Origin of the sequence: Paraburkholderia sp. RL17-373-BIF-A (genome assembly GCF_046030175.1) — a bacterium.
Lineage (GTDB): Bacteria > Pseudomonadota > Gammaproteobacteria > Burkholderiales > Burkholderiaceae > Paraburkholderia.
Window position 1 is genome coordinate 1 of the sequence record NZ_JARESO010000047.1, and the last position, 21732, is coordinate 21732.

At 64.7% G+C, this 21732-nt stretch carries 19 protein-coding genes and 1 pseudogene; 6 read left to right on the forward strand and 14 right to left on the reverse strand.

From position 1 onward, the window contains the following. Positions 1 to 3 precede the first annotated feature (3 nt). Positions 4 to 804 carry a 5-deoxy-glucuronate isomerase gene (gene iolB, locus P0D80_RS36585; RefSeq protein WP_408180630.1) on the forward strand — a complete coding sequence of 267 codons (801 nt, stop codon included), beginning with the start codon at positions 4 to 6 and terminating at the stop codon, positions 802 to 804. 41 nt (positions 805 to 845) lie between these two features. Here iolB and P0D80_RS36590 read toward each other — a convergent pair. From P0D80_RS36590 to P0D80_RS36630, 9 genes and pseudogenes are all read right to left on the reverse strand, one after another. Further along, positions 846 to 1055: pseudogene (locus P0D80_RS36590) on the reverse strand (hypothetical protein); the annotation flags it as partial. 191 nt (positions 1056 to 1246) lie between these two features. Continuing rightward, entirely contained in the window at positions 1247 to 1960 is a 714-nt protein-coding gene (locus P0D80_RS36595) for an ABC transporter ATP-binding protein (protein WP_408291107.1), read from the reverse strand. Beyond that, entirely contained in the window at positions 1957 to 2709 is a 753-nt protein-coding gene (locus P0D80_RS36600) for an ABC transporter ATP-binding protein (RefSeq protein ID WP_408291109.1), read from the reverse strand. Before P0D80_RS36600 ends, P0D80_RS36595 begins: the two co-directional genes overlap by 4 nt. 79 nt (positions 2710 to 2788) lie before the next feature. Next, positions 2789 to 4081, reverse strand: coding sequence for a branched-chain amino acid ABC transporter permease (locus tag P0D80_RS36605; protein ID WP_408291111.1), 1293 nt, complete (start codon positions 4079 to 4081; stop codon positions 2789 to 2791). Next, a complete protein-coding gene (locus P0D80_RS36610; protein ID WP_132373659.1) occupies positions 4074 to 5012 on the reverse strand; it encodes a branched-chain amino acid ABC transporter permease in 939 nt (312 codons plus the stop codon). Before P0D80_RS36610 ends, P0D80_RS36605 begins: the two co-directional genes overlap by 8 nt. A gap of 4 nt (positions 5013 to 5016) precedes the next feature. Continuing rightward, positions 5017 to 5466, reverse strand: coding sequence for an acyl-CoA thioesterase (locus P0D80_RS36615; protein WP_132373658.1), 450 nt, complete (start codon positions 5464 to 5466; stop codon positions 5017 to 5019). A gap of 206 nt (positions 5467 to 5672) precedes the next feature. Next, complete coding sequence (locus P0D80_RS36620; protein WP_408291114.1) at positions 5673 to 6203, reverse strand: NUDIX domain-containing protein; 531 nt, start codon at positions 6201 to 6203, stop codon at positions 5673 to 5675. 202 nt (positions 6204 to 6405) lie between these two features. After that, positions 6406 to 7437, reverse strand: a complete 1032-nt coding sequence (locus tag P0D80_RS36625) for a threonine aldolase family protein (protein WP_408291116.1) — start codon at positions 7435 to 7437, stop codon at positions 6406 to 6408. Positions 7438 to 7559: 122 nt separating this feature from the next. Continuing rightward, positions 7560 to 9104 carry a YbfB/YjiJ family MFS transporter gene (locus P0D80_RS36630; RefSeq protein ID WP_408291118.1) on the reverse strand — a complete coding sequence of 515 codons (1545 nt, stop codon included), beginning with the start codon at positions 9102 to 9104 and terminating at the stop codon, positions 7560 to 7562. Between the two features lie 115 nt (positions 9105 to 9219). Between P0D80_RS36630 and P0D80_RS36635 the strand changes: the two genes are divergently transcribed. Beyond that, positions 9220 to 10137: a LysR family transcriptional regulator gene (locus tag P0D80_RS36635; RefSeq protein WP_408291120.1), complete on the forward strand. Its 918-nt coding sequence runs from the start codon at positions 9220 to 9222 to the stop codon at positions 10135 to 10137. Between the two features lie 107 nt (positions 10138 to 10244). On the opposite strand, the gene alaS is transcribed toward P0D80_RS36635, so the two are convergent. Then, a complete protein-coding gene (gene alaS / locus P0D80_RS36640; RefSeq protein WP_408291122.1) occupies positions 10245 to 12869 on the reverse strand; it encodes an alanine--tRNA ligase in 2625 nt (874 codons plus the stop codon). A gap of 305 nt (positions 12870 to 13174) precedes the next feature. Between alaS and P0D80_RS36645 the strand changes: the two genes are divergently transcribed. Beyond that, on the forward strand, positions 13175 to 14395 hold the full coding sequence (locus P0D80_RS36645) for a CaiB/BaiF CoA transferase family protein (protein WP_408180639.1): 1221 nt from the start codon (positions 13175 to 13177) through the stop codon (positions 14393 to 14395). A gap of 42 nt (positions 14396 to 14437) precedes the next feature. On the opposite strand, the gene P0D80_RS36650 is transcribed toward P0D80_RS36645, so the two are convergent. Next, a complete protein-coding gene (locus tag P0D80_RS36650; RefSeq protein WP_408291125.1) occupies positions 14438 to 15007 on the reverse strand; it encodes an RBBP9/YdeN family alpha/beta hydrolase in 570 nt (189 codons plus the stop codon). Positions 15008 to 15073: 66 nt separating this feature from the next. Then, positions 15074 to 16828, reverse strand: coding sequence for a gamma-glutamyltransferase (ggt, locus tag P0D80_RS36655; protein WP_408291127.1), 1755 nt, complete (start codon positions 16826 to 16828; stop codon positions 15074 to 15076). A 553-nt stretch (positions 16829 to 17381) separates the two neighbouring features. Here ggt and P0D80_RS36660 point away from each other — a divergent pair. Both P0D80_RS36660 and P0D80_RS36665 read left to right on the forward strand, forming a co-directional pair. After that, on the forward strand, positions 17382 to 19091 hold the full coding sequence (locus P0D80_RS36660) for a glutamine--tRNA ligase/YqeY domain fusion protein (protein ID WP_408291129.1): 1710 nt from the start codon (positions 17382 to 17384) through the stop codon (positions 19089 to 19091). Between the two features lie 139 nt (positions 19092 to 19230). Then, positions 19231 to 20205 carry a transporter substrate-binding domain-containing protein gene (locus P0D80_RS36665; RefSeq protein ID WP_408291131.1) on the forward strand — a complete coding sequence of 325 codons (975 nt, stop codon included), beginning with the start codon at positions 19231 to 19233 and terminating at the stop codon, positions 20203 to 20205. 35 nt (positions 20206 to 20240) lie between these two features. Here the strand turns inward: P0D80_RS36665 and P0D80_RS36670 are convergent, their stop codons facing one another. Then, positions 20241 to 20690 (reverse strand): NUDIX hydrolase, encoded by a 450-nt coding sequence (locus tag P0D80_RS36670; protein ID WP_408180644.1) that lies wholly within the window; start codon positions 20688 to 20690, stop codon positions 20241 to 20243. Positions 20691 to 20796: 106 nt separating this feature from the next. Continuing rightward, the gene (locus P0D80_RS36675; RefSeq protein ID WP_408180645.1) at positions 20797 to 21186 is read right to left on the reverse strand and encodes an RT0821/Lpp0805 family surface protein; all 390 of its coding nucleotides are present in this window, start codon (positions 21184 to 21186) and stop codon (positions 20797 to 20799) included. 295 nt (positions 21187 to 21481) lie between these two features. Here P0D80_RS36675 and P0D80_RS36680 point away from each other — a divergent pair, with 295 nt between their 5' ends. Further along, a complete protein-coding gene (locus tag P0D80_RS36680; protein ID WP_408291134.1) occupies positions 21482 to 21721 on the forward strand; it encodes a hypothetical protein in 240 nt (79 codons plus the stop codon). Positions 21722 to 21732: the final 11 nt, after the last annotated feature.

Sequence of the window (21732 nt, forward strand, 5' to 3'; positions counted from 1 at the left end):
AGCATGAGTTTATTGGTGAAGGCGCAGCGCGAAGGCCAGACGATCGCGCGAGTGACACCCGAGTCGGCGTGCTGGCGGTACGTCGGTTTTGCCGCTTACCGGCTGGGAGAGAACGAGGTCGTGCACGTGTTCGAACCGTCGCGTGAAGTGTGCATCGTCGTGCTCACGGGTGCGGTGGATATCGAAACCGCGGACACTAAATGGAGTTCGCTGGGTTCGCGCGACAGCGTGTTCGAGGACGCCGCACCGTACGCGGTGTATTTGCCGCCGAACGTGCGGGTGACGGTTCGCGCTTGCCGCGACGCCGAAATCGGCGTGGCGAGTGCACCGGCCAAAGGCGAATTCCCGGCGAGGTTGATCGAGCCTGGTTCGATGAAGCGCTCGACCCGCGGCAAAGGACTGAATACGCGATACGTCTGCGATATTCTTCCTCAGACCGAGCCTGCGGAGTCACTGTTGGTGGTGGAAGTCAGGACGCCTGGTGGACACGCTTCGAGCTACCCGCCGCACAAGCACGACACCGACAATGTCCCGCACGAGAGTTCGCTCGAAGAGACTTACTATCACCGGCTCGATCCGCCGCAAGGGTTTGCGTTTCAGCGCGTGTACACCGACATGCGCGACATCGACGAATCGATGGCCGTCGAGAATCACGACGTCGTGATGGTGCCGCGTGGCTATCATCCCGTGATCGTGCCGTACGGGTATGACTCGTATTATCTGAACGTGATGGCAGGTGGGCAACGAGTCTGGCATTTCCGCAATGATCCGGCGCACGAGTGGATCATCAATAAGGACGCTTGATCTTGCAGCCTGCGCGGCGCTTTCCAAAAGCACCGCGCAGGCTACTGTCTAACGGCCAGATCGACCTCCAGGCCGCCGTCCTCGCCCATCTTCACCGTTCCCTTCGCCACGTCCTTGCGATAGCCGTACAGATCGAACTTCATCACGCCGGGGTTCGAACTGTCCCTGATGAACGTGCGCGTATTCGTCACCAGCGAGTTGAACATCTTCACGTCGCCGGGCTCGATCCAGACGAAGCTCTTCGCTGCGGCAAGTGAGTGGAAAGCCGCGTGCGCGGGGCGTGAGCGGCGTGTCGACAAATGAGATTCAAACGCCATGATTGGCGCGATCTGGGCACAGAGCGCGGGGCACGCGACTCTGCCGACGCGTGAGGGATTTACCTCGACAGCAAATCGATCACCAGGCCGCCACGTCGCACCTCAATAGAGCACCGCGCGTAGGCTCAACCGACGCCGAGCCATTCCCGCATCACGTCGGTCCGCAGCAAGAACGACGCGAGCGCACCGTCGAACACGATTTCGCCGTGCCCCATCACCGCGACGCGGCTGGCGATGTCCTGCGCGATCACCAGACGCTGCTCGATCAGCAGCATCGCCACGCCGCGATCGCGCAGCGTCCGTAAGCATCGGGCGACCTGCTCCATCACCAGACTCGCGAGACCCTCGCCGGGTTCGTCGATGACGAGCAGATCGGGGTCGCCGAGCAGCGCGCGGGCAAGCGTCAACATCTGCTGCTCGCCGCCCGACAGCGCACCCGCGCGCGTGCGCTTCCGTTCGCTCAGCACGGGGAAAAGCGCGTATGCATCGTCGATGGTGAAGCGCGGCGAGCGGCCGCGATCCTGTGGCGCGACACCGAGTTGCAGATTCTCGTGCACGCTCAGCGTCGGAAAAACGTCGCGATGCTCGGGCACATAGCCGAGGCCGAGGCGCGCGATCTCGAAGGTGCGCAGGCCACCGAGCGCGTGTCCCGCGAACCGCAACTCGCCTTCGCTCCGTACAAGACCCATGATCGCCCGCGCGAGCGTGGAGCGGCCCGAACCGTTACGGCCGACCAGTGCCAGCACTTCGCCCGCCTGGATGCTCAGCGTGACGCCGTGCAGCGCCTGGCTCGCGCCGTACCACGCGTTCAGCGCGCGAATCTCGAGCAAGGCGCTCATGAGCCGAACCCTTCGCCGAGATACGCGGCGCGCACCGCCGCGTCCGCGCGAATCGCCGCCGGCGTGCCGCTCGCGATGATGCGTCCTTGCACGAGCACTGAAATGCGATCGGCGATCGCGAAGACCGCGTCCATGTCGTGCTCGACCATTAGCAGCGTGCGGCCCGCCGTGGTCTCGCGAATCAGTTCGATGGCGCGCGCCGCTTCCGCGCGATTCATGCCGGCCGTCGGCTCGTCGAGCAGCAAGGTATGCGCGCCGCCCGCGAGCGCGATGCCGAGGTCGAGCGCGCGCTGCTCGGCATAGCTGAGCGTGCCGGCCTGAACGTGGCGACGCGCGCTCAAGCCCACCGCGTCGAGCACTTGTGAGGCGCGCGCGTCGACCGTACGCGAGCCGCTGAAACGCTGCCACCAGCGCGTGCGGTCACGCTCGGCCAGCATCGCCGCACAGCGGAGGTTGTCGAACACGGAGAGCCGCGTGAACACGCTGGTGCTCTGGAAGCTGCGCGCGAGGCCGCGACGCGTGATCGCGGCCGGCGCGAGGCGCGTGATCTCCGCGCCGAACAGATCGATGCGCCCCGCGTTCGGCCGCGTGCCGCCAGCGATCAGATTGAAGAGCGTCGATTTGCCCGCGCCGTTCGGACCGATCAGCGCGTGACGCTCGCCGGGTTGAATCGCAAGATCGACGCCGCGCAGAATCTGCGTGGCGCCGAAGCGTTTTTCGACGCCGTAGAGCGCGAGCGCGGGGATCATTGCGAGGCTCCGGTGGTGTGCGTGGTGTTCGAGCGTGTGGCCGCGAGAAGCGTTTGCGCGCGAATCACAAGCGTCGGGATCATTGCGAGGCTCCGGTGGTGTGCGTGGTGTTCGAGCGCATGGCTGCAAGAAGCGTTTGCGCGCGAATAGCGTAATGCGCGGAGAGTCCTCCCAACACGGCCAACACAAAGATTGTGGCGCCGAAGTAAAGCGGAGACGCGTTGATCCATGAGGGCACGCCGGGCACGTTGAACACCGCGCCGTCGTCCGCACCGAATTGCGCCGCGTAGGCCCATTGCACGGCGAGCACAGCGGCCACAGTCCACAACAATGCGGCAGCCATGCCCCACACGTACGCCGCGCGGCACCGGCGCCAGCCGTGCGCGGCCACACTCGCCGTAAAACGCCCCATGAAGCCCGCCAATCCATCTGGCGAAATCACCACGACCACGATGAAGAACAGCCCCAGATAGAACAGCCAGGCCCGAGTCACGCTCGCCACCGCGACACTGAAAAACGTCAGAACGACCGCGCCCGCGACCGGCCCGAAGAACGCCGCCGTCCCGCCTATCACCGTGGCGATCAACACCGCGCCCGAGCGCATCATGCCGACGCTCTCCGTCGACACCAGTTCCACATTGATCAGCGCCAACGTCCCCGCGATACCCGCGAAAAACGCCGACATCACCACTACGCCACAGCGAATGCGACGCGGGTAGCAACCGATCGCTGCAGCCCGCACCGGGTTGTCGCGTACGGCGTTGGCAAGGCGCATGAATGGCGTACGCGAAAGCACGAACATCGCCGCGCACGCGAGCAGGCACCACACGGCGATCAGCGCATAAGCCTCGCGCGCCGGGCCGAAGGTCCAGCTTCCCAGCAACGGTCCGCTCGCGCGATCGATCGCCACGCCCGCTTCGCCGCCGAACCAGTCCGGCAGCGTCCACGCGGCGGCCGCCACGAGTTCGCCGAGACCGAGCGTGATCATCGCGAAGGCCGTGCCGGCGCGCCGCGTCGAGATGAAACCGAACAGCACGCCGCACAGCGCGCCGCCGATCCCGCCGACCAGCGGCAGCAGCACGAGCGGTACGCCGATCCGGTTGAACACCTGCGCGGCCAGCAGCGCGCCGAGGCCGGAGTAAGCGGCATGGCCGAACGACAGCAGTCCCGTCTCGCCGAGCAGCAGGTTGTATGAAAGGGCGAACACGATCATCGTCGCGGTCTGCGCGAGGTAGGCGAGCAACCAGCTTTGCGGCCAGATGAAAGGCGGCACCGCGAGCAACAGAATGAGCGCAAGCCACGGCGCAAGCATGCGCCACAGCGCGCGCGGCGCGGTCACGGACGGCGCTGGCGATTCGTCGGCCTCACGCATGGTCGTCGCGCCGCCCGAAAAGCCCGCGCGGGCGCAGCGCCAGCATCGCCACCAGCAGCAGATACGGAATCAGCGGCGCGAGTTGCGCGAGCGTCAGTGCGTCCCATTCGACGGGCAGCGTGGCGTCGAATATCGACAGCACGTCGCCCAGCGACACGCTGCTCGCCACGGCCAGCGTCTGCACGCAACCGACCAGCAGCGACGCCACCAGCGCTCCGCTCAGCGAACCCAGTCCGCCGATCACGACCACCACGAACACGATCGAGCCGAGCGACTCCGCCATCCCCGGTTCGATCACGAAGAGCGGCGCGCCGATCACGCCGGCCAGCGCGGCGAGCGCCGTGCCCGCCGCGAATACGCCGGTGAACACGCGCGGCACGTTGTGGCCGAGCGCTTCGACGGCGCTCGCGTGCGTCAGCGCGGCGCGCACGATCAGGCCCGCCTTCGACACGCGCAACACCGCGAACAGCACGCCCAGCATGGCGAGCGACACCGCCATCATGAACGCCCGGTAGCGTGCGAACGCCGCGCCGTAGACGGTGAAGAGCGGCCCGTCGAGCACGGCGGGCACGGTCGCGGACAGCGGGTTCAAGCCCCACCCGAGCTTGACCAGTTCGCCGAGCAGATACGCGGCGCCGAACGTCAGCAGCAACTCGGCAAGATGGCCGTGCCCACGCACGCGCCGCAACAGCCACCGCTCCAGGGCCGCACCGATCAGTCCGACGACAAGCGGCGCCACGACCAGCGCGCTCCAGAACCCCGCGCGCGCCGCCACCGAAAACCCGACGTAAGCGCCGAGCATGTAGAAGCTCGCGTGCGCGAAATTCAGCACCCCGAGCATGCTGAAAATCAGCGTCAAGCCCGCCGACAGCATGAACAGCAGCAGGCCGTAACTGATGCCGTTCAGCAGGTTGATGACGAACGACTGCACGCGCCTAGTCCGGCTGTTCTGCGACGCTCAACGGTTCGAGCGCCGCGCGCAATTCGGCGGGCAGATTCACCGGGCGCCTTGTGACACGATTCACATACACGTGCACGAAGTGTCCTTGCGCGGCGGGTTGATCCTCGCCTTCCTTGAAGAGACCGACCTGATAGCGCACGCTCGACGTGCCGAGCCGTATGACGCGCAGACCCGCGTCGATCCGGTCGGGAAACACCAGCGGCGCGAAGTAGTTGCATTGCGTCTCGACCACGAGACCGATCGTCTCGCCCTGCTCGAAATCGAGCACGCCGGTGCGGATCAGATACTCGTTCACCACGGTGTCGAAGTAGCTGTAGTAGACGACGTTGTTCACGTGACCGTAGACGTCGTTGTCCATCCAGCGGGTGGGAATCGTCAGGAAATGCGGGTAGGCGCTGCGCAAGGCGGATGCGGGTTTGTTCATGCTGGTGTGGTTGTCTCGGGCGTGGTTGTCTCGGGCGTTATCGTGAACGTTGTGTGGCCGGTTGTTTTGGTCAATGCCACTCGGTCAGCATGCGGCACGAGCGCCTTTGCTACCGGCGCACGGTCGGACAGGAAATATAAGCCATGCCGCGCTCCTCGCTGAGCGTGGGTTCATCGCACCGCTCATCGACGTGTTTGTCGGCTGGCTCACTGCCCCGGTCTTTCGACGAACTCGAACGGCAGGCCGCGCCGCCGCATCCATTCGCCGAGCGCCTGGCCGGTGCCCGCGCGCCAAGGCCGCAGCTTGGCCGGCTCGACCAGCCGGTACTCCAGCAATTCCGGCGACAACGCAATCGTTCCGTAAGCCTTCACGTGATACGCAATGATCAGTTCGTTCTTGCGGATGAATTCGTACACGCCGATCAACTCGACCGTCTCCGCGTGCAACGAGGTTTCCTCGAGCACCTCGCGGGCAATGCCCTCTTCCGGCGTCTCGCCGTTTTCGAGGAAGCCCGTGATCAGCGCGAACATGCCCTCCGCCCAGGCGGCATTGCGCGCCAGCAGAATCTTGCCTTCGTACTCGACGATCGCCGCCACGACCGGCAGCGGGTTGTTCCAGTGGACGTAGCCGCACGCCGGATCGGGACAGGTCTGGCGGATGCGGCCGCCTTCGTGTTCGGCGTCGGCGCGCTGGGTCAAAGGCGTGGCGCAACGTGGGCAAAATCGGTATTCGGTCATGGCGAAGGGGACGTTCCGTTTGTCTTGTGTGATGGCTTGTAGCTTATGGGCGTGACGCTCGGTTTGCGGTGCCGTTTTAGTCGGCGCGCCCAATGGTGCTCAGGGTCGCGTTCAGGCCGGTGCTCGGGTTGGCGCTCAGGTTAGGGCGCGATCTCGACGCGCTCATGGCCCGGCACTTCAGCGCCTCCGGTCCAACACGGCCTCACGCCGCGCACAACTCACGCACCTCGGCGGCGAACCGCTCGACCGTTTCCGGTTGCGTATCCCACGCGCACATCAGCCGGCATCCGCCCGCGCCGATGAATTCGTAAAACTTCCAGCCGCGCGCGCGCATGGCCTTGGCGGCCTGCGCGGGCAATTGCGCGAAGACCGCGTTCGATTCTCCGGGAAACATGATGCTCACGCCCGGAATTTCCTGCAACCGCGTTTGCAACAGTTGCGCCATCGCGTTCGCGTGACGTGCGTTGCGCAACCACACGTCGTTATCGAGCAGGCCGAGCCACGGTGCTGAAATGAAGCGCATCTTCGAAGCCAGTTGGCCGGCCTGCTTCAGGCGGTAGGCGAAATCGTCGGCCAGCGCGCGGTCGAAGAACACTACCGCTTCACCGACCGGCAAGCCGTTCTTGGTGCCGCCGAAGCACAGCACGTCGACGCCCGCGCGCCACGTGATCTCCGACGGATGCACGTCCAGCGCCGCGACCGCGTTGGCGAAACGCGCGCCGTCCATATGCACTTTCAGATGACGCCGTTTGGCGATCGCCGCGATCGCCCGCACTTCCTCGACGCTGTAGACCGTGCCGACTTCCGTCGATTGGGTCAGCGTGACGACTTTCGGCTTCGGGTAATGGATGTCGGCGCGGCGCGTAACCACCGCTTCGATCGCGTCCGGCGTGAGCTTGCCGCCAACGCCCGGCGCCGTCAGCAGCTTCGAACCGTTCGAGAAGAACTCCGGGCCGCCGCATTCGTCGGCTTCGATGTGCGCGAGTTCGTGGCAAATCACCGAGTGATACGACTGGCACAGCGACGCGAGCGCCAGCGAATTGGCCGCCGTGCCGTTGAACACGGAGAACACTTCGCAGTCGGTCTGGAACAGTTCGCGCAGACGGTCGCACACCTGGTTGGTCCAGGAATCGTCGCCGTAGGCCGGCTCGTGGCCGCTGTTGTTGGCGGCGATCAGCGCGTCGAGCGCTTCGGGACAGATGCCGGCGTAGTTGTCGGACGCGAAATGTTGCATGGCTGGCGGCGCGTCCGGCGATGGGCGCGCTGGGATGACGGGAAAGCGGTCATTTTAGTGCGCCCTTCGGTTATTTGTTTTCCGGCTATGGGATTGGCTGGGACGCCTGCATCCACGCGCTTTCAATGGCAGCCGCATTCGGGCATGCGGCCCCGGCCACGCGGCATGCGCGCGACGACGATCAGCCCGGCCGCGCCCAGCAGCAACACGCCCGCTGCCAGCCACAAGGCCGGCGAAAACGATCCGGTCTGCTCGGCGATCGGCGCGGCGACGAGTGGGCCGATGATCTGACCGACGCCATAGGCCGCCGTCGCGTAGCCCATCAGACCGGCAGCGTCGTCGCCGCGCAGACGCCGCGCCTCGCGCATCGCGAACAGCGTGATCGCGGTGAACGGCAAGCCGATCAGGATGCTGCCGAATGAGAAGCCGCCCGCCGTCGGCCAGACGATACCGAGGGCGATGCCGCACGCCTGCAGCACATAGCAGCCGGCAAGCAGCGTGCGGTTGTCCCAATGCACCGGCAAACGCGCCGCCAGCAGTGCGCCGACGATCAGCGCCGCGCCGAACATCGGCCAGAACAGGTCGGGCCATGCTGAGCCAGGCAATGCGTGACGCGCGATGACGGGCAGGAACGTCGCGGTGATGATGTAGCCGAAACCGGGGACGCCGTAGAGAAGGATGAGCCAGAGGGCGTCGGCGTGGTGATGGGTGGCGTGGTGATGGGTGGCGTGGTGGGCGGTGCTGGTCGTGGTGGGTTGGGCGACGGGGCGTTGGATTGGCGTGGCTTGGGTTGCTGCGCGTTGAGCTGCTGCGCGTTGGAATTCAGCGCCGAAGGTTCCGGCGCTTTGAGCTGCAGCGCCGTGAACTGCCGCGCGTTGAGTTCCAGCGCCCTGAAGTTGAGCGCCATAGGTTCCAACGCCATCGATTCCCGCGCCTTGACCTGCGGCGCGTTCCGTCGCGCCGAATTCACCGGTGACACGTTGGCTCATCGCGCCAACACTAGCCTGATCGCCACGACCAGAACCAACCATGCGAGCGCGCAGATTTTTTTCTCCACTGCCGGACGCCGCGCCAAACACCGGCCAAACCACAACCGACAGAGCCGCCGCAATCAACCCGAACCCGAGCCACCCCACCGTGGCCCCATACCCACCCGCCACGCTGACCAGCAGGCCCGTACCGACGATGCCCATGCCCGGCCCCGTGTAGATTACCCCGCCCCATCCATGCGCACCGAGCTCGGCGAGCCGCCGCAAGCCCCACTGGGACGCGAATACGAACGTCCAGGCGCTAACCGCGCCCGCGATGAACCGCACCACCGCCCATATCCAGAACTGGCTCGCCACACCCATCGTCAGCGTCAGCAGCACCGTCGCGACGAGCCCCCAACGCACCATGCGCGCCGGCTCGATCCGCAGCGCCGCGCACGTGACCGCGCCGAGGAAATACCCCGCGTAATTGAACGACGCCAGCCAGCCGCCATGCTGAATATCGAGCTGCGGCTGACCGAACGCGTCGCCGTGAAGCATCAGCGGCAAGAGCGGCGTGAATGCAAATCGCCCGATACCGAGCGCGACGGCCAGCGTGACCATGCAGGCAAGAGCCGCGCGGCGGGCGGGGTGGCGTCCGGCGAAGCTGCCGTGCGTGGTGGAGGCGAGATTGTTCATGAGCGGGCGACGATACGTGCGGTCAATCGATCAGATGGCTTACGTCCATAGTAGCTTGACCTTTTAATCACGAAAAATGAATAATTCGGATACCACCCATCGCCTAGAGAGAATCATGGATCTGGCCGCTTTGACCATTTTTCGTGCCGTCGTGCGGGAAAACGGCGTGACGCGCGCTGCTGCCAAGCTCAATCGCGTGCAATCGAACGTCACTACGCGCATCAAGCAGCTCGAAGAGCAACTGGGCACCGACCTGTTCATCCGCGACGGCCGCCGTCTCGTCCTGACGCCCGCCGGCGAGACGCTGCTGCCCTACGCCGAACGCCTGCTCGCGCTCGCCGACGAGGCGCGTCATGCGGTGCGCGAGGACCGTCCGAGCGGGCGGCTGCGTTTGGGCACGATGGAAAGTGTCGCCGCGACGCGTCTCCCCGCGCTGCTCGCGCGTTATCACCAGCAGTGGCCCGCCGTCGCGCTGGAACTCGAGATCGGCACGACCGGCAAGCTGATCGAGCGGGTGCGTGAATTCGAAGTGGATGCCGCGTTGGTGGCGACGCCGTTGGACCCTGCTGCGCTCGGCGAATTATTCGAGTCGGTGCCGGTGTTCAGGGAAGAACTGGTGATGCTGACGCCGCGCGGGCATCGACCGATTCGGGACGTCCGGGACATTGCGCTGTCGACGCTGATTGCGTTCGAGCGTGGCTGTGCTTACCGGTCTTATATCGAGAAGTGGTATCTGGAGCACGGCGTGAGGCCGGCGCGCGTGCTGGAGCTGGGCTCCTACCACGCGATCGTGGCATGCGTGGCCGCTGGTGCAGGGGTGGCGGTGGCCCCGCGGTCGGTGCTGAATTTGCAGACCGATGCCAGCAATATCGCGGTGCATGAGCTGCCCGACATCGGAGTGATCGAGACACTGCTGGTGTGGCGACGCGGGCATTTTTCGTCCGCACTGAATGCGTTGAAACAGGCGCTGGTGATGCGGCAGGATGCGGTGAGCTTGCCCGAGACTGTGACTGCTGCGGAAGGGGCGTCCTGATTTTTTGACTGCACGGTTGCGGCGCTTCGCGCCAGACGCTCAAAAAAACTTAGGCCACGCGACACGCCCAACCTCCCGGCGCTCCGCGTGGCCCAATCACATCAGAATCAAAGCTGGCCTTCGACCCAACCCTTCACGCCGGCCAGTGCCGCCGGCAGATTCGCCGGCTCGGTGCCGCCAGCCTGTGCCATATCCGGACGGCCGCCGCCCTTACCGCCGACTTGCTGCGCCACGAAGTTGACCAGCTCGCCCGCCTTGACCTTCTTGCTGGCGTCCGCCGTGACGCCGGCGATCAGGCTCACCTTGCCACCTTCGACCGAAGCCAGCACGATCGCCGCGCTCTTCAGCTTGTCCTTCAGCTTGTCGACGGTTTCGCGCAGCGTCTTGACATCCGCGCCTTCGAGCGTAGCCGCCAGCACGTGCACGCCGCCGACTTCGATCGCCTGACCGGCCAGTTCGTCGCCCTGGCTCGACGCCATCTTCGACTTCAGCGCGCTCAGTTCCTTCTCCAGCGACTTCACCTGGTCCTGCACCTGCGTGATCCGCTGCGTCAGTTCCGACGGTTGCGCCTTCAACACAGCCGCAGCCGCATTGATGCGCGCGTCGAGATCCTGCACGAAGCGCACGGCGTTGTCGCCCGTAATCGCTTCCACGCGACGGATGCCCGCCGCCACGCCGCCTTCCATGACGATCTTGAAGAAGCCGATGTCGCCGGTGCGATGCACGTGCGTGCCGCCGCACAATTCACGCGAGAAGCCCAGGTCGAGCACGCGCACTTCGTCGCCGTACTTTTCGCCGAACAGCGCCATCGCGCCGCCTTTCACCGCTTCGTCGAACGGCATGACGCGCACGATGCCCGGCGCGTTCGCCAGCACCTCGGCGTTGACGATTTCCTCGACACGGCGGATCTGCTCGTCCGTCATCGGCGCGTTGTGCGCGAAGTCGAAACGGGTCTTGTCGGCGTCGACGAGCGAGCCCTTCTGCTGCACGTGCGAACCGAGCACTTCACGCAGCGCCTTGTGCATCAGGTGCGTGGCCGAGTGGTTGCGTTGCGTGCGGGCGCGGCGCACCGCGTCGATTTCCGCCTTGACGACGTCGCCCACCTTCAGCGTGCCCTGCTCGAGCGTGCCGTGATGACCGACCACGTCGGCCTGCACCTTCAGCGTATCGCTCACCGCGAAGCGCACGCTCGCGTTGGCCAGCACGCCCTGGTCGCCGACCTGGCCGCCCGATTCCGCGTAGAACGGCGTGTGGTCCAGCACGACGACAGCCTGCTGGCCGTGGCTCACTTGCTGCACCGAGGCGCCGTCCACATACAACGCGACGACCTTCGCGTCGTCGAAGACGATTTCTTCGTAACCGTGGAACGTGGTTTTCGCGCCCGAGTATTCGAGGCCTTGCGCCATCTTGAACTTGCCCGCCGCGCGAGCCTGCTCGCGTTGACGCGCCATGGCTTCGTCGAAGGCGGCTTCGTCGACCGTCACTTCGCGCTCGCGGCACACGTCCGCCGTCAGATCGAGCGGGAAGCCGTACGTGTCGTGCAGCTTGAATGCGAGTTCCCCGTCGAGCGTCTTGCCGCCCTTGGCTTCGAGGTCGGCCAGCGCGCCCTCGAGAATCGACATGCCGTGCTCGATGGTCTCGAAGAAGCGCTCTTCTTCCTGACGCAGCACGTCGGTGACGCGTTGTTCCGCTTCCTTCAGTTCCGGGTACGCGCCGCCCATCTGCGCGACGAGGTCCGCCACCATGCGATGGAAGAACGAACCCTTCTTACCCAGCTTGTAGCCGTGGCGGATCGCACGGCGCACGATCCGGCGCAGCACGTAGCCGCGGCCCTCGTTGCCCGGAATCACGCCGTCGACGATCAGGAACGAGCACGCGCGGATGTGGTCGGCGATCACCTTCAGCGAATTGTTGGTCAGATCGCTCACGCCGGTTTCACGCGCAGCGGCCTGGATGAGCGCCTGGAACAGGTCGATCTCATAGTTGCTGTGCACGTGCTGCAGCACGGCGGCGATACGCTCCAGACCCATGCCGGTATCGACGCACTGCTTGGGCAGCGGCGTCATGTTGCCTTGCGCGTCGCGGCTGAATTGCATGAACACGAGATTCCAGATCTCGATGTAGCGGTCGCCGTCTTCCTCGGGCGATCCCGGCGGGCCACCCCACACGTCCGGGCCGTGGTCGTAGAAAATTTCCGAGCACGGGCCGCACGGACCGACGTCGGCCATTTGCCAGAAGTTGTCCGACGCGTAACGCGCGCCCTTGTTGTCGCCGATGCGGATGATGCGCTCGACCGGCACGCCCACTTCCTTCGCCCAGATGTCGTGCGCTTCGTCGTCTTCGTGATAGACGGTGACCCACAGCTTGTCTTTCGGCAACTGGTACACGCCTGTCAGCAGTTCCCACGCGTAGTGGATCGCGTCGCGCTTGAAGTAGTCGCCGAACGAGAAGTTGCCCAGCATTTCGAAGAACGTGTGGTGACGCGCGGTGTAGCCGACGTTTTCCAGGTCGTTGTGCTTGCCGCCGGCGCGCACGCTGCGCTGCGCGGTCGTGGCGCGCGAATACGGGCGCGATTCCGCGCCGAGGAACACATCTTTGAACTGCACCATTCCCGAATTGGTGAAGAGCAGTGTCGGGTCGTTGCCGGGCACAAGGCTCGACGAGCGAACGATCGTATGGCCCTTCGATTCGAAGAACTTGAGGAATTTCTCGCGGATTTCGGCGGCTTTCATAGCGGGCGGGGGACGGGTTTGCCAGTTCCCTGGCTGTTACCGGCGGCATCGTGGGATGCGCCAACTGTTTGTTTCTTAAACGACTGATTATACGGGATCGGCGCCCGTGCGCGGCAGCGCGGCCTGCATGGTTGGCCGTTCGGCCAGGTTTGAGCGGGCAACGTAGGACATCGCGGGACTTTGTGGCGCGTGTCATTCGTCCTATGCCGTTCGGCCGACTGCGCCTGCGCGCGGGAATCGCTTAAGATTGCCCCCATTCGCGGCGCCTTGCGCGCCGCTTGGCCACAAAGGAGACATTGACCAATATGGGCGCTCTCAGTCATATCCGCGTGCTGGATCTCACACGCGTGCTCGCCGGACCCTGGTGCGCGCAGACTCTCGCCGATTTCGGCGCCGACGTGATCAAGATCGAACGCCCCGAAGTCGGCGACGACACCCGCCACTGGGGGCCGCCGTACCTCAAGACGCCGGAAGGCGAAGACACGCGCGAGGCCGCGTATTACCTCGCGGCGAACCGCAACAAGCGCTCGGTCACCGTCGACATCGCCTCGCCCGAAGGCCAGCGGATCATCCGTGAATTAGCCGCGCAGAGCGACGTGGTGCTGGAGAACTACAAGGTCGGCCAGTTGAAGAAGTACGGTCTGGACTACGCGTCGCTCAAGGAAGTGAAGCCCGACCTCATCTACTGCTCGGTGACCGGCTTCGGGCAGACCGGCCCGTATGCGCAGCGCGCCGGCTACGATTTCATCGTGCAAGGCATCGGCGGCTTCATGAGCATCACCGGCGAACGCGACGGCCAGCCGGGCGGCGGCCCGCAGAAGGCCGGCGTCGCGATTGCCGACCTCATGACCGGCATGTACTCGACCATTGCTGTGCTCACCGCCCTCACCCACCGTGACCGGACGGGCGAAGGCCAGTACATCGACATGGCGCTGCTCGACGTGCAGGTGGCGATGCTCGCCAACATGAATTCGAACTACCTGGCAAGCGGCCAGCCGCCGGTGCGCTGGGGCAATGCGCATCCGAACATCGTGCCGTACCAGACCTTCCAGACGAGCGACGGCTGGATCATCGTCGCGGTCGGCAACGACGGGCAGTTCCGCAAGTTCGTCGAAGCGGGCGGCCGCCCGGAACTGGCGGACGACGAACGTTTTGCCACCAACCCGGCGCGTGTGCGCAACCGCGAGATCCTCGTGCCGATTCTCGCGGACATGGTCCGCCTGCAAGGCAAGCAGCAATGGATCGCCACCCTCGAAGCCACTGGTGTGCCATGTGGGCCCATCAACGATCTTGGCGAGGTGTTCGAGAATGAGCAGGTGGTGGCGCGCGGGCTACAGGTGGATCTGCCGCATCCGTCGGGCGGCACGGTCAAGCTGGTGCGCAATCCGATCAATATGACCGGTACGCCGCCTGAAGCGCTTGCGCATCCGCCTACGCTCGGGGAACACACCGAGACCATTTTGCGCGACGTGCTCGGGTATGACGAAGCGAGGATTGCGGCGTTGCGGGGGCAGTCGGTGATTTGATTCTGGTGGGCGCGCGGTGGGCGCGTTCAGCGCGGGCGTTACTTAGCGACAGTTTGGCGCGCCAAACGACCCCAGCCACTCGCGCCCTTCGTTCCAATCGCCGAGCCCGCTGTCCGCGTTGATATGGCCGCGCGGGCCGATGTCGATCCAGCGGCTGCCCCACGCGTTCGCACAGGTCTTCGAAAACGGCACGCCGCCGTAGGGATCATCGCTGCTGGCCACGACGATCGACGGAAACGGCAACCGCTTGAGCGGCACCGGTGCGAAACCGGTCGCGTCCCGCGGAAAATGCGCCTCGGCGGGATCGGGCAGCGCGACCAGCAGTGCGCCCGCCACCTTCGCTAGCTGCGCGGCGCTCGCGTATTGCGACGCCCAGAAAGCCGTCGTCAGGCAACCGAGGCTGTGCGCGGCGAACACCACGGGCGCGTCGGCGGCGGCCACCGCGGCGTCGAGCGTGCGGCACCAGGCGTCGCGCTGAGGGTGCTCCCAATCCGGCATCTGTACGCGCACAAATGCCGGGCTCAATGCTTCCCAGCGTGTCTGCCAGTGGCCGGCGCCGGAGTTCTGGTAGCCTGGCAGCACCAGCGTGTCAGGTTGTTTTTGTCCGCTCATCGCGTTCCCCGTCGTTGATCGTTGTTCGCAGTTTATTGTTTTTGCCCGCGCCGCCGCCAGGCCGCGTCAATGCATCACGCGCCCCACACCCACGCCGCGCGGATCTGCCGCCGGCTCGGGCGTCGTGCCCTCGATGCGGATCAACTGCACGTCGCCGTTGAACGACTGCCCTTCGAGCGTGTAGCCCTTGGCTTGCAATTGCTCGGCCAGCTCACCTGTGATCGGACGATACGGCTCGAAATAGATCGTCTTCTGCGGCAGCAACTGATGGTGGAAACGCATGGCGGCGAGCGCGTCGGTGGGTGACATGTTGAAGTCGTACAGATCGGTCATCACCTGGAAAATCGACGTCAGAATGCGCGAGCCGCCGGGCGTGCCGATCACCAGCGACACCTTGTTGTCCTTCAGCAGAATGGTCGGCGTCATCGACGACAGCGGCCGACGTCCGGGCGCCACCGTATTCACTTCGGCGCTGCTTGCGCCGGACGCGCTTGCGGCAGCGGGCTTGGTGACGAAGTCATCCATGGCGTCGTTCAGCAGGAAGCCGCTGCCGTCCACCACCACGCCTGAACCGAAGTCCCCGTTCAGCGTGTAGGTGTTCGACACGGCATTGCCCCACTTGTCGACCACCGAGAAATGCGTGGTTTGCGCTTTCTCCGGGGCCGTGTCGCCGAGGCCCGGCTTCACCGGCGCCGCGCCCGGCACTTCGTCGGGCTTGACTTCGTCGGCGCGCTGCGCGAGGTAGGCGTCGTCGATCAATTTGCCGGTCGGCACCTTGTACGCATCCGGATCGCCCAGGTATTGCTGGCGATCAGCGAACACGCGGTCCTCGATCTGCGCGATCAGATGGATATACGGCACGGAGTTCAGCTCGAGGCCGTCGAACGCCTGCTTCAGATCGGCTTTCATCTTCAGCATCTGGATCAGCCCAATGCCGCCTGAACTCGGCGGCGGCGCGGTCACGACCTGATAGCCGTTCCAGTCGGCGGTAAGCGGCTGGCGCCACACGGCCTTGTATTGAATCAGATCCTGTTTCGTGACCAGACCGTGGCCGTACATCTGCTGGGCGATCAGATCCGCGGTGCGGCCCTCGTAGAACTCGCGCCCGCCGTCGCTCGCAATGCGCGACAGCGTCTGCGCAAGTTCCGGCTGGCGGTACGTCACGCCCGCCTTGAGATTCGAAAAGTAGGCGTCGAAATTGGTCTTGCCGGCGAAGGTCTTCGCCGCCGCGTCGTGGCGTTGCTGCAACCACGGCTCGACCTGGAAACCGTCGGTGGCGTAGCGGATCGCGGGCGCCAGCACCTGCTTCCACTTTAGCTTGCCGAAACGCTGCTGCGCCTCCCACATCCCCTCGACCGTGCCCGGCACGCCCACTGCGCGATGCCCGACGGCGCTCATGCCAGGCAGCAGGTTGCCCTTGTCGTCGAGGTACATTTCGCGGGTCGCCTGTTGCGGCGCGCGCTCGCGATAGTCGAGAAAGTACGGCTTGCCGTCCATGAACACGGTCATGAACCCGCCGCCGCCGAGGTTGCCCGCATCCGGCGCGGTCACGGCCAGCGTGAAGGCGATGGCGACGGCGGCATCCACCGCGTTGCCGCCGGCGGCGAAGATCTGCTGCGCCGTGTCCGCGCTGTAGCGGTCCGGCACGGCCACCGCCGATGCGTCGAACACGGCCTTCGGCGGCGGCGTTTTTGCCAGCGCGGGCACGGGCGCGACGACGCCGCCGGTGAACGCGGCGAGCATGGCCGACACCGTCAGGATCCGGGCCAGAGAAAGCGAGGTGAAAGGCGCGCGAGGCGCGCCGTGCGTCGGGACAGACATCCGAGAAACTCCGGCAACTAAGGGCGCCATGGTGCACGAACGGCAAGAATTCGTGCAAGGCGACAAAGGGCGGTGCGGCCTGCGTGGACGGCTGCGACGAGTGCACGCGCTGCGCGTCATGGCGCAAGCTGCACTGCCCCGGGAAATGATCGGGCGGCGGGCATGTGGGGCGAGGCGGGACGGCTGATGCGCCTTGCTATACGCGGTGATTTCCCGCCCGCGCGCTCAGGTTGCGAGAAAAGCGGCCTGATGCTGCGCGATGCGGCCTGAACGCGGGCGCACAACGCCTATTGCGGCGTCCGGAAAACCCACGCGGACCTACCATGCGGCCCTCGCGGACGAACCCGCGCCGCTGGCATCCTAAGGCGGCGGCGGGCGCGCGAACAAAACGTTTTACCTCCTGTTACAGCGCCGGCCTGCCCCCTGAATTGCCGCCAAAACCGCTCAAACGTTGGCTGCACGCCGCACTCGCCTGCTGCGACGGGACTCGTCAGGTAGAATTGTCGGATAAGTGGACGCATTGCGCGCCCCCGACAGACTTTCACCTTCTCGCATGAATACCGAACGCAACGACGCGCCAGCGGCATCCAATTTCATCCGCAACATCATTGACGACGACAACCGCACCGGCAAGTGGGGGCAGCGTGTCGAAACGCGCTTTCCGCCCGAGCCGAACGGCTATCTGCATATCGGTCACGCCAAGAGCATCTGCCTGAACTTCGGCGTGGCGCGCAGCTACGGCGGCGTGTGCCATCTGCGCTTTGACGATACCAATCCGGAAAAGGAAAGCGTCGAATACGTCGACTCGATCATCGACGCCGTGCGCTGGCTCGGCTTCGAGTGGGAAAAAGGCGGCAAGGAAGAGCTCTACTACGCGAGCGACTACTACGACAAGCTGTACGAATTCGCCGAACTGCTGATCGAACGCGGCAAGGCCTACGTGGACAGCCAGTCGGCAGAAGAAATGCGCGCGAACCGCGGCTCGGCCACGGAAGTCGGCACGCCGTCGCCCTTCCGCGAGCGTTCGGTGCAGGAGAATCTCGACCTGTTTCGCCGCATGAAGGCCGGCGAGTTCCAGGAAGGCGAGCACGTGCTGCGCGCGAAGATCGACATGTCGTCGCCGAACTTTAATATGCGCGATCCGGTGATCTACCGGATTCGCTTCGCGCATCACTACCGCACCGGCGACAAATGGTGCGTGTACCCGATGTACGACTACACGCACTGCATCTCGGACGCGTTGGAAAACATCACGCATTCGCTGTGCACGCTGGAGTTCGAGGACCATCGTCCGCTGTATGACTGGATCCTGAACGAACTCGCCGAGGCCGGCATTTTCACGCGCCCGCTGCCGCAACAAATCGAATTTTCGCGCCTGAACCTGACCTACGCGATCACCAGCAAGCGCAAGCTGCTGCAACTCGTGACCGAAGGCCATGTGGACGGCTGGGACGATCCGCGTATGCCGACCATTGTCGGCGTGCGCCGGCGCGGCTTCACGCCAGAAGCGATCCAGTTGTTCTGCGAGCGCATCGGCGTGACCAAGGTCGATTCGTGGATCGACATGAGCGTGTTCGAAGGCGCGCTGCGCGACGATCTGGACGATAAGGCGCCGCGCACGGCCGCCGTGCTCGATCCGGTGAAGCTGATCATCGACAACTTCCCCGAAGGCGTGACCGAGCCATGCAATGCGCCGGTCCATCCGCATCACCCGGAAATGGGCGTGCGCGAGTTTCCGATTTCACGCGAGCTGTGGATCGAACGCGACGACTACAACGAAACGCCGCCGAAGGGCTACTTCCGCCTGTTCCCGGGCAACAAGGTACGTCTGCGCTACGGCTACGTGATCGAATGCGTCGGCGCGGACAAGGATGAGAACGGCAACATCGTCGCGGTCCATTGCAACTACTTCCCGGACAGCAAATCGGGCACCGAAGGCGCGAACAACTACAAGGTCAAGGGCAACATTCACTGGGTCAGCGCGGCAGCCGCGTGCCCGGCCGAAGTGCGTATCTACGACCGCCTGTTCAAGGAACCGCAACCGGACGCCGGCGGCCGCGATTTCCTCGAAGCGCTGAATCCGGATTCGAAGCGCGTGGTCAACGCCTACCTGGAACCGGGCGCGCGCGAAGCGCTGCCGGAGCAACGCTATCAGTTCGAGCGTCATGGCTATTTCGTCGCCGACCGCGTCGATTCCAAGCCGGGTAAGCCAGTATTCAATCGCATCGTCAGTCTGCGCGACAGTTGGGGCAAGCCGGCGTAAGCTGGAACGCACCCTTTTGCAGCGCATCTGAAGTTGGATATGGCGTGCGTCTTGATAGAAAGATGCACGCCGTTTTGTTGCATCATGTTCCATCGACAGCGACGGCGCGGCATCCGCCAACGCCAGTCCGGGAGGTCCGATGAAAGTTGCAGCCCGCCGCAGGGCGAGTACCCGGCGCACAACGGGAAGCACGGCGCGCGCGGCGCGTTTCGTTCAGGTCGCGCGTTGCGCGCTCATGGCGCTGACCACGTTCGGCGCGGCGTCGCTCGCCTGCTCCGCTCAAACGGACGAACTCACCGGCACGCTGAAAAAAATTCACGACGACGGCGTGGTCGTGCTCGGCGTGCGTGAAGCGTCGATTCCTTTCTCCTACTTCGACGGCAAAGGCACGGTCGGCTATTCGCAGACCATCGCACTGCAGATCGTCGACGAGATCAAGAAGACGTTGGGCATGCCGCAACTGAAGGTGCACGAGATCACCGTGACCTCGTCGAACCGCACGCCGATGCTGCTGAACAACCAGATCGATCTGGAATGCGGCTCGACCACGCACACGGTGGAACGCGAAAACGTGGCCGCGTTCTCGAACAGTTTCTTCCAGTACGCCGTGCGCATGATCGCGCGCAAGAACAGCGGCATCACGGATTTTCCCGACCTGGCCGGCAAAGCGGTCGTGACGACCGCGGGCACCTCGGACGAACGCCTGCTGCGCCGCCTGAACACCGACAAGCACCTGAACATGCGCATCACCAGCGCGCGCGATCATTCCGAGGCCTTTTCCGCGCTCAAGGACGACCACGCCGTGGCCTTCGTGATGGACGAGCCGATCGTGTACGGATTCAAATCGACCGATCCGCGTCCCGACGATTTCGTGGTGACCGGCACGCCGCTTGGCTATGAAGTCTACGCGTGCATGTTCCGCAAAGGCGATGAACCGTTCCGCACGCTCGTCAATGGCGTGATCACGCGCAGCCAGACTTCCGGCGAAGCGGAGCGTCTGTACAAGCAGTGGTTCACGCAACCTATTCCGCCGCACGGCATCAATCTGAACTATCCGCTGTCGGAGCAGAACCGCGCTTTGTTCGCGCATCCGAACGACCGCGCGCTCGACTGAGCGTCGGGCGGTCCACGCAGTCGCTGGCTTCGCCGCTATAGCGACCGATGCAATTCCGCGAGCGACAGCGTGGTCTGAAAGAGCCGCGTGAGACTGCGGCTCGCATACTTGTCCACTTCGTCAGGCGCGGCCCAGCGGTAGGCATCCATTTCGGGAATCAGCGTGCCGTCGGAGCGGCGCGGAAAGAGCGACGTGCAGATGCACACGCTCAGATCGAGTTCGTCGACGGTGGCACGCGCGCCGAACAGATGCAGGTCCTTGTCGCGCCGATAGACGAATAGGCCGAGGTCTTTCAGACGCTCGGGCTCGATGGCGATACCGGTCTCCTCGACCATCTCGCGCAGCGCCGTGACGTGCGGCGCCTCGCCTTCTTCGCCATGTCCTTTGGGAATATCCCAGTGCGACGTTTCAGTAGCGTGCGCGAGCAGCACGCGGCCGTCCGGGTCGAGCAAGACGATGCCGCACGAGACAATCCGTGTGCTCATTGCCGCACCATTTCAAGCGAACGCAACGATCCATCGACACGCACATGCATGGCTTCGAGCCGCGCCGGCTGCCAACCCGCGCGCGCCGCCATCAAGGCCCGCATGCTCAGTGCTTTTTCTGCAATTGCCAGTTGCCGCTGCCGTGCTTGCAGAACTGCGGGCGCAGGTTCATCGATTGCCCTTTGGCGCTCAGCACGACGCCGACGTCGCGGCAAGTACGGTCGCCGTCCTTGGCCGTGCTGGCCATCGTGATCGCGGCGTCGATCTTCACGCTGTTGCCCGTGCCTTCGTTGACCCAGTTCATGGTTTCGCCGTCCTGCTTGTCGTTCAGTGCGGAGAAGACCGCCTTCTTGACGGAGTCGATGTCGCGTTGCTTCATGTAGCTGATCGGCGTGTCGTTCAGAAAACCAAGATTCGCAGCTTGCGCGCCGATCGCAGCACCCAGCAACAGGCTACCGGCAGTCAGTTGAGACAGGACACGGGTTCGCATCGACATGAAGGGTTCTCCTCGAAAGTGTTCGGCGGTCTCGAGCGCGCGGGGCGCATCGTGATCTGGACCCCAAAAGCATAGCATGTCCCCCTCGAAGGGACCGCGAGAAACGGCCGGGCTCTCAGCCGAACAGGGCGGCCGCCAGCGGAATATGCGGCGCGATCTATTGCTTGAATCACGCGCCACCGGACACAACGAGCGCCGCTAATTTTAGGACAGCTCCCATTCCTAGCAGTAGGACGACTTCTTAAGATTGATTGATTGCGCATCCGCGCCAATCAGAATCTGAAGACGCTCCGCCATGCACACCCTCTCCGCCCTCAAAACTTTTGCTATCGCACTTGCGCTGCTGTGTGTCGCGCTCGTACCGGTTGCGATCAGACGCGATCCCGGACTCGCGCGGCGCGTCGTGCGGATGGACGCGTTGCCTCGCGCTCGCTGGCCGAATCTGCTGACGCGCGTTGGCGTCGCCTGCCTGTTGCTGTCCTTCGCCATGCTGGTCGTCGGCTGCTATTACATGCTGGCGAGCGTCGGCAACTAATCCTGGTCTGA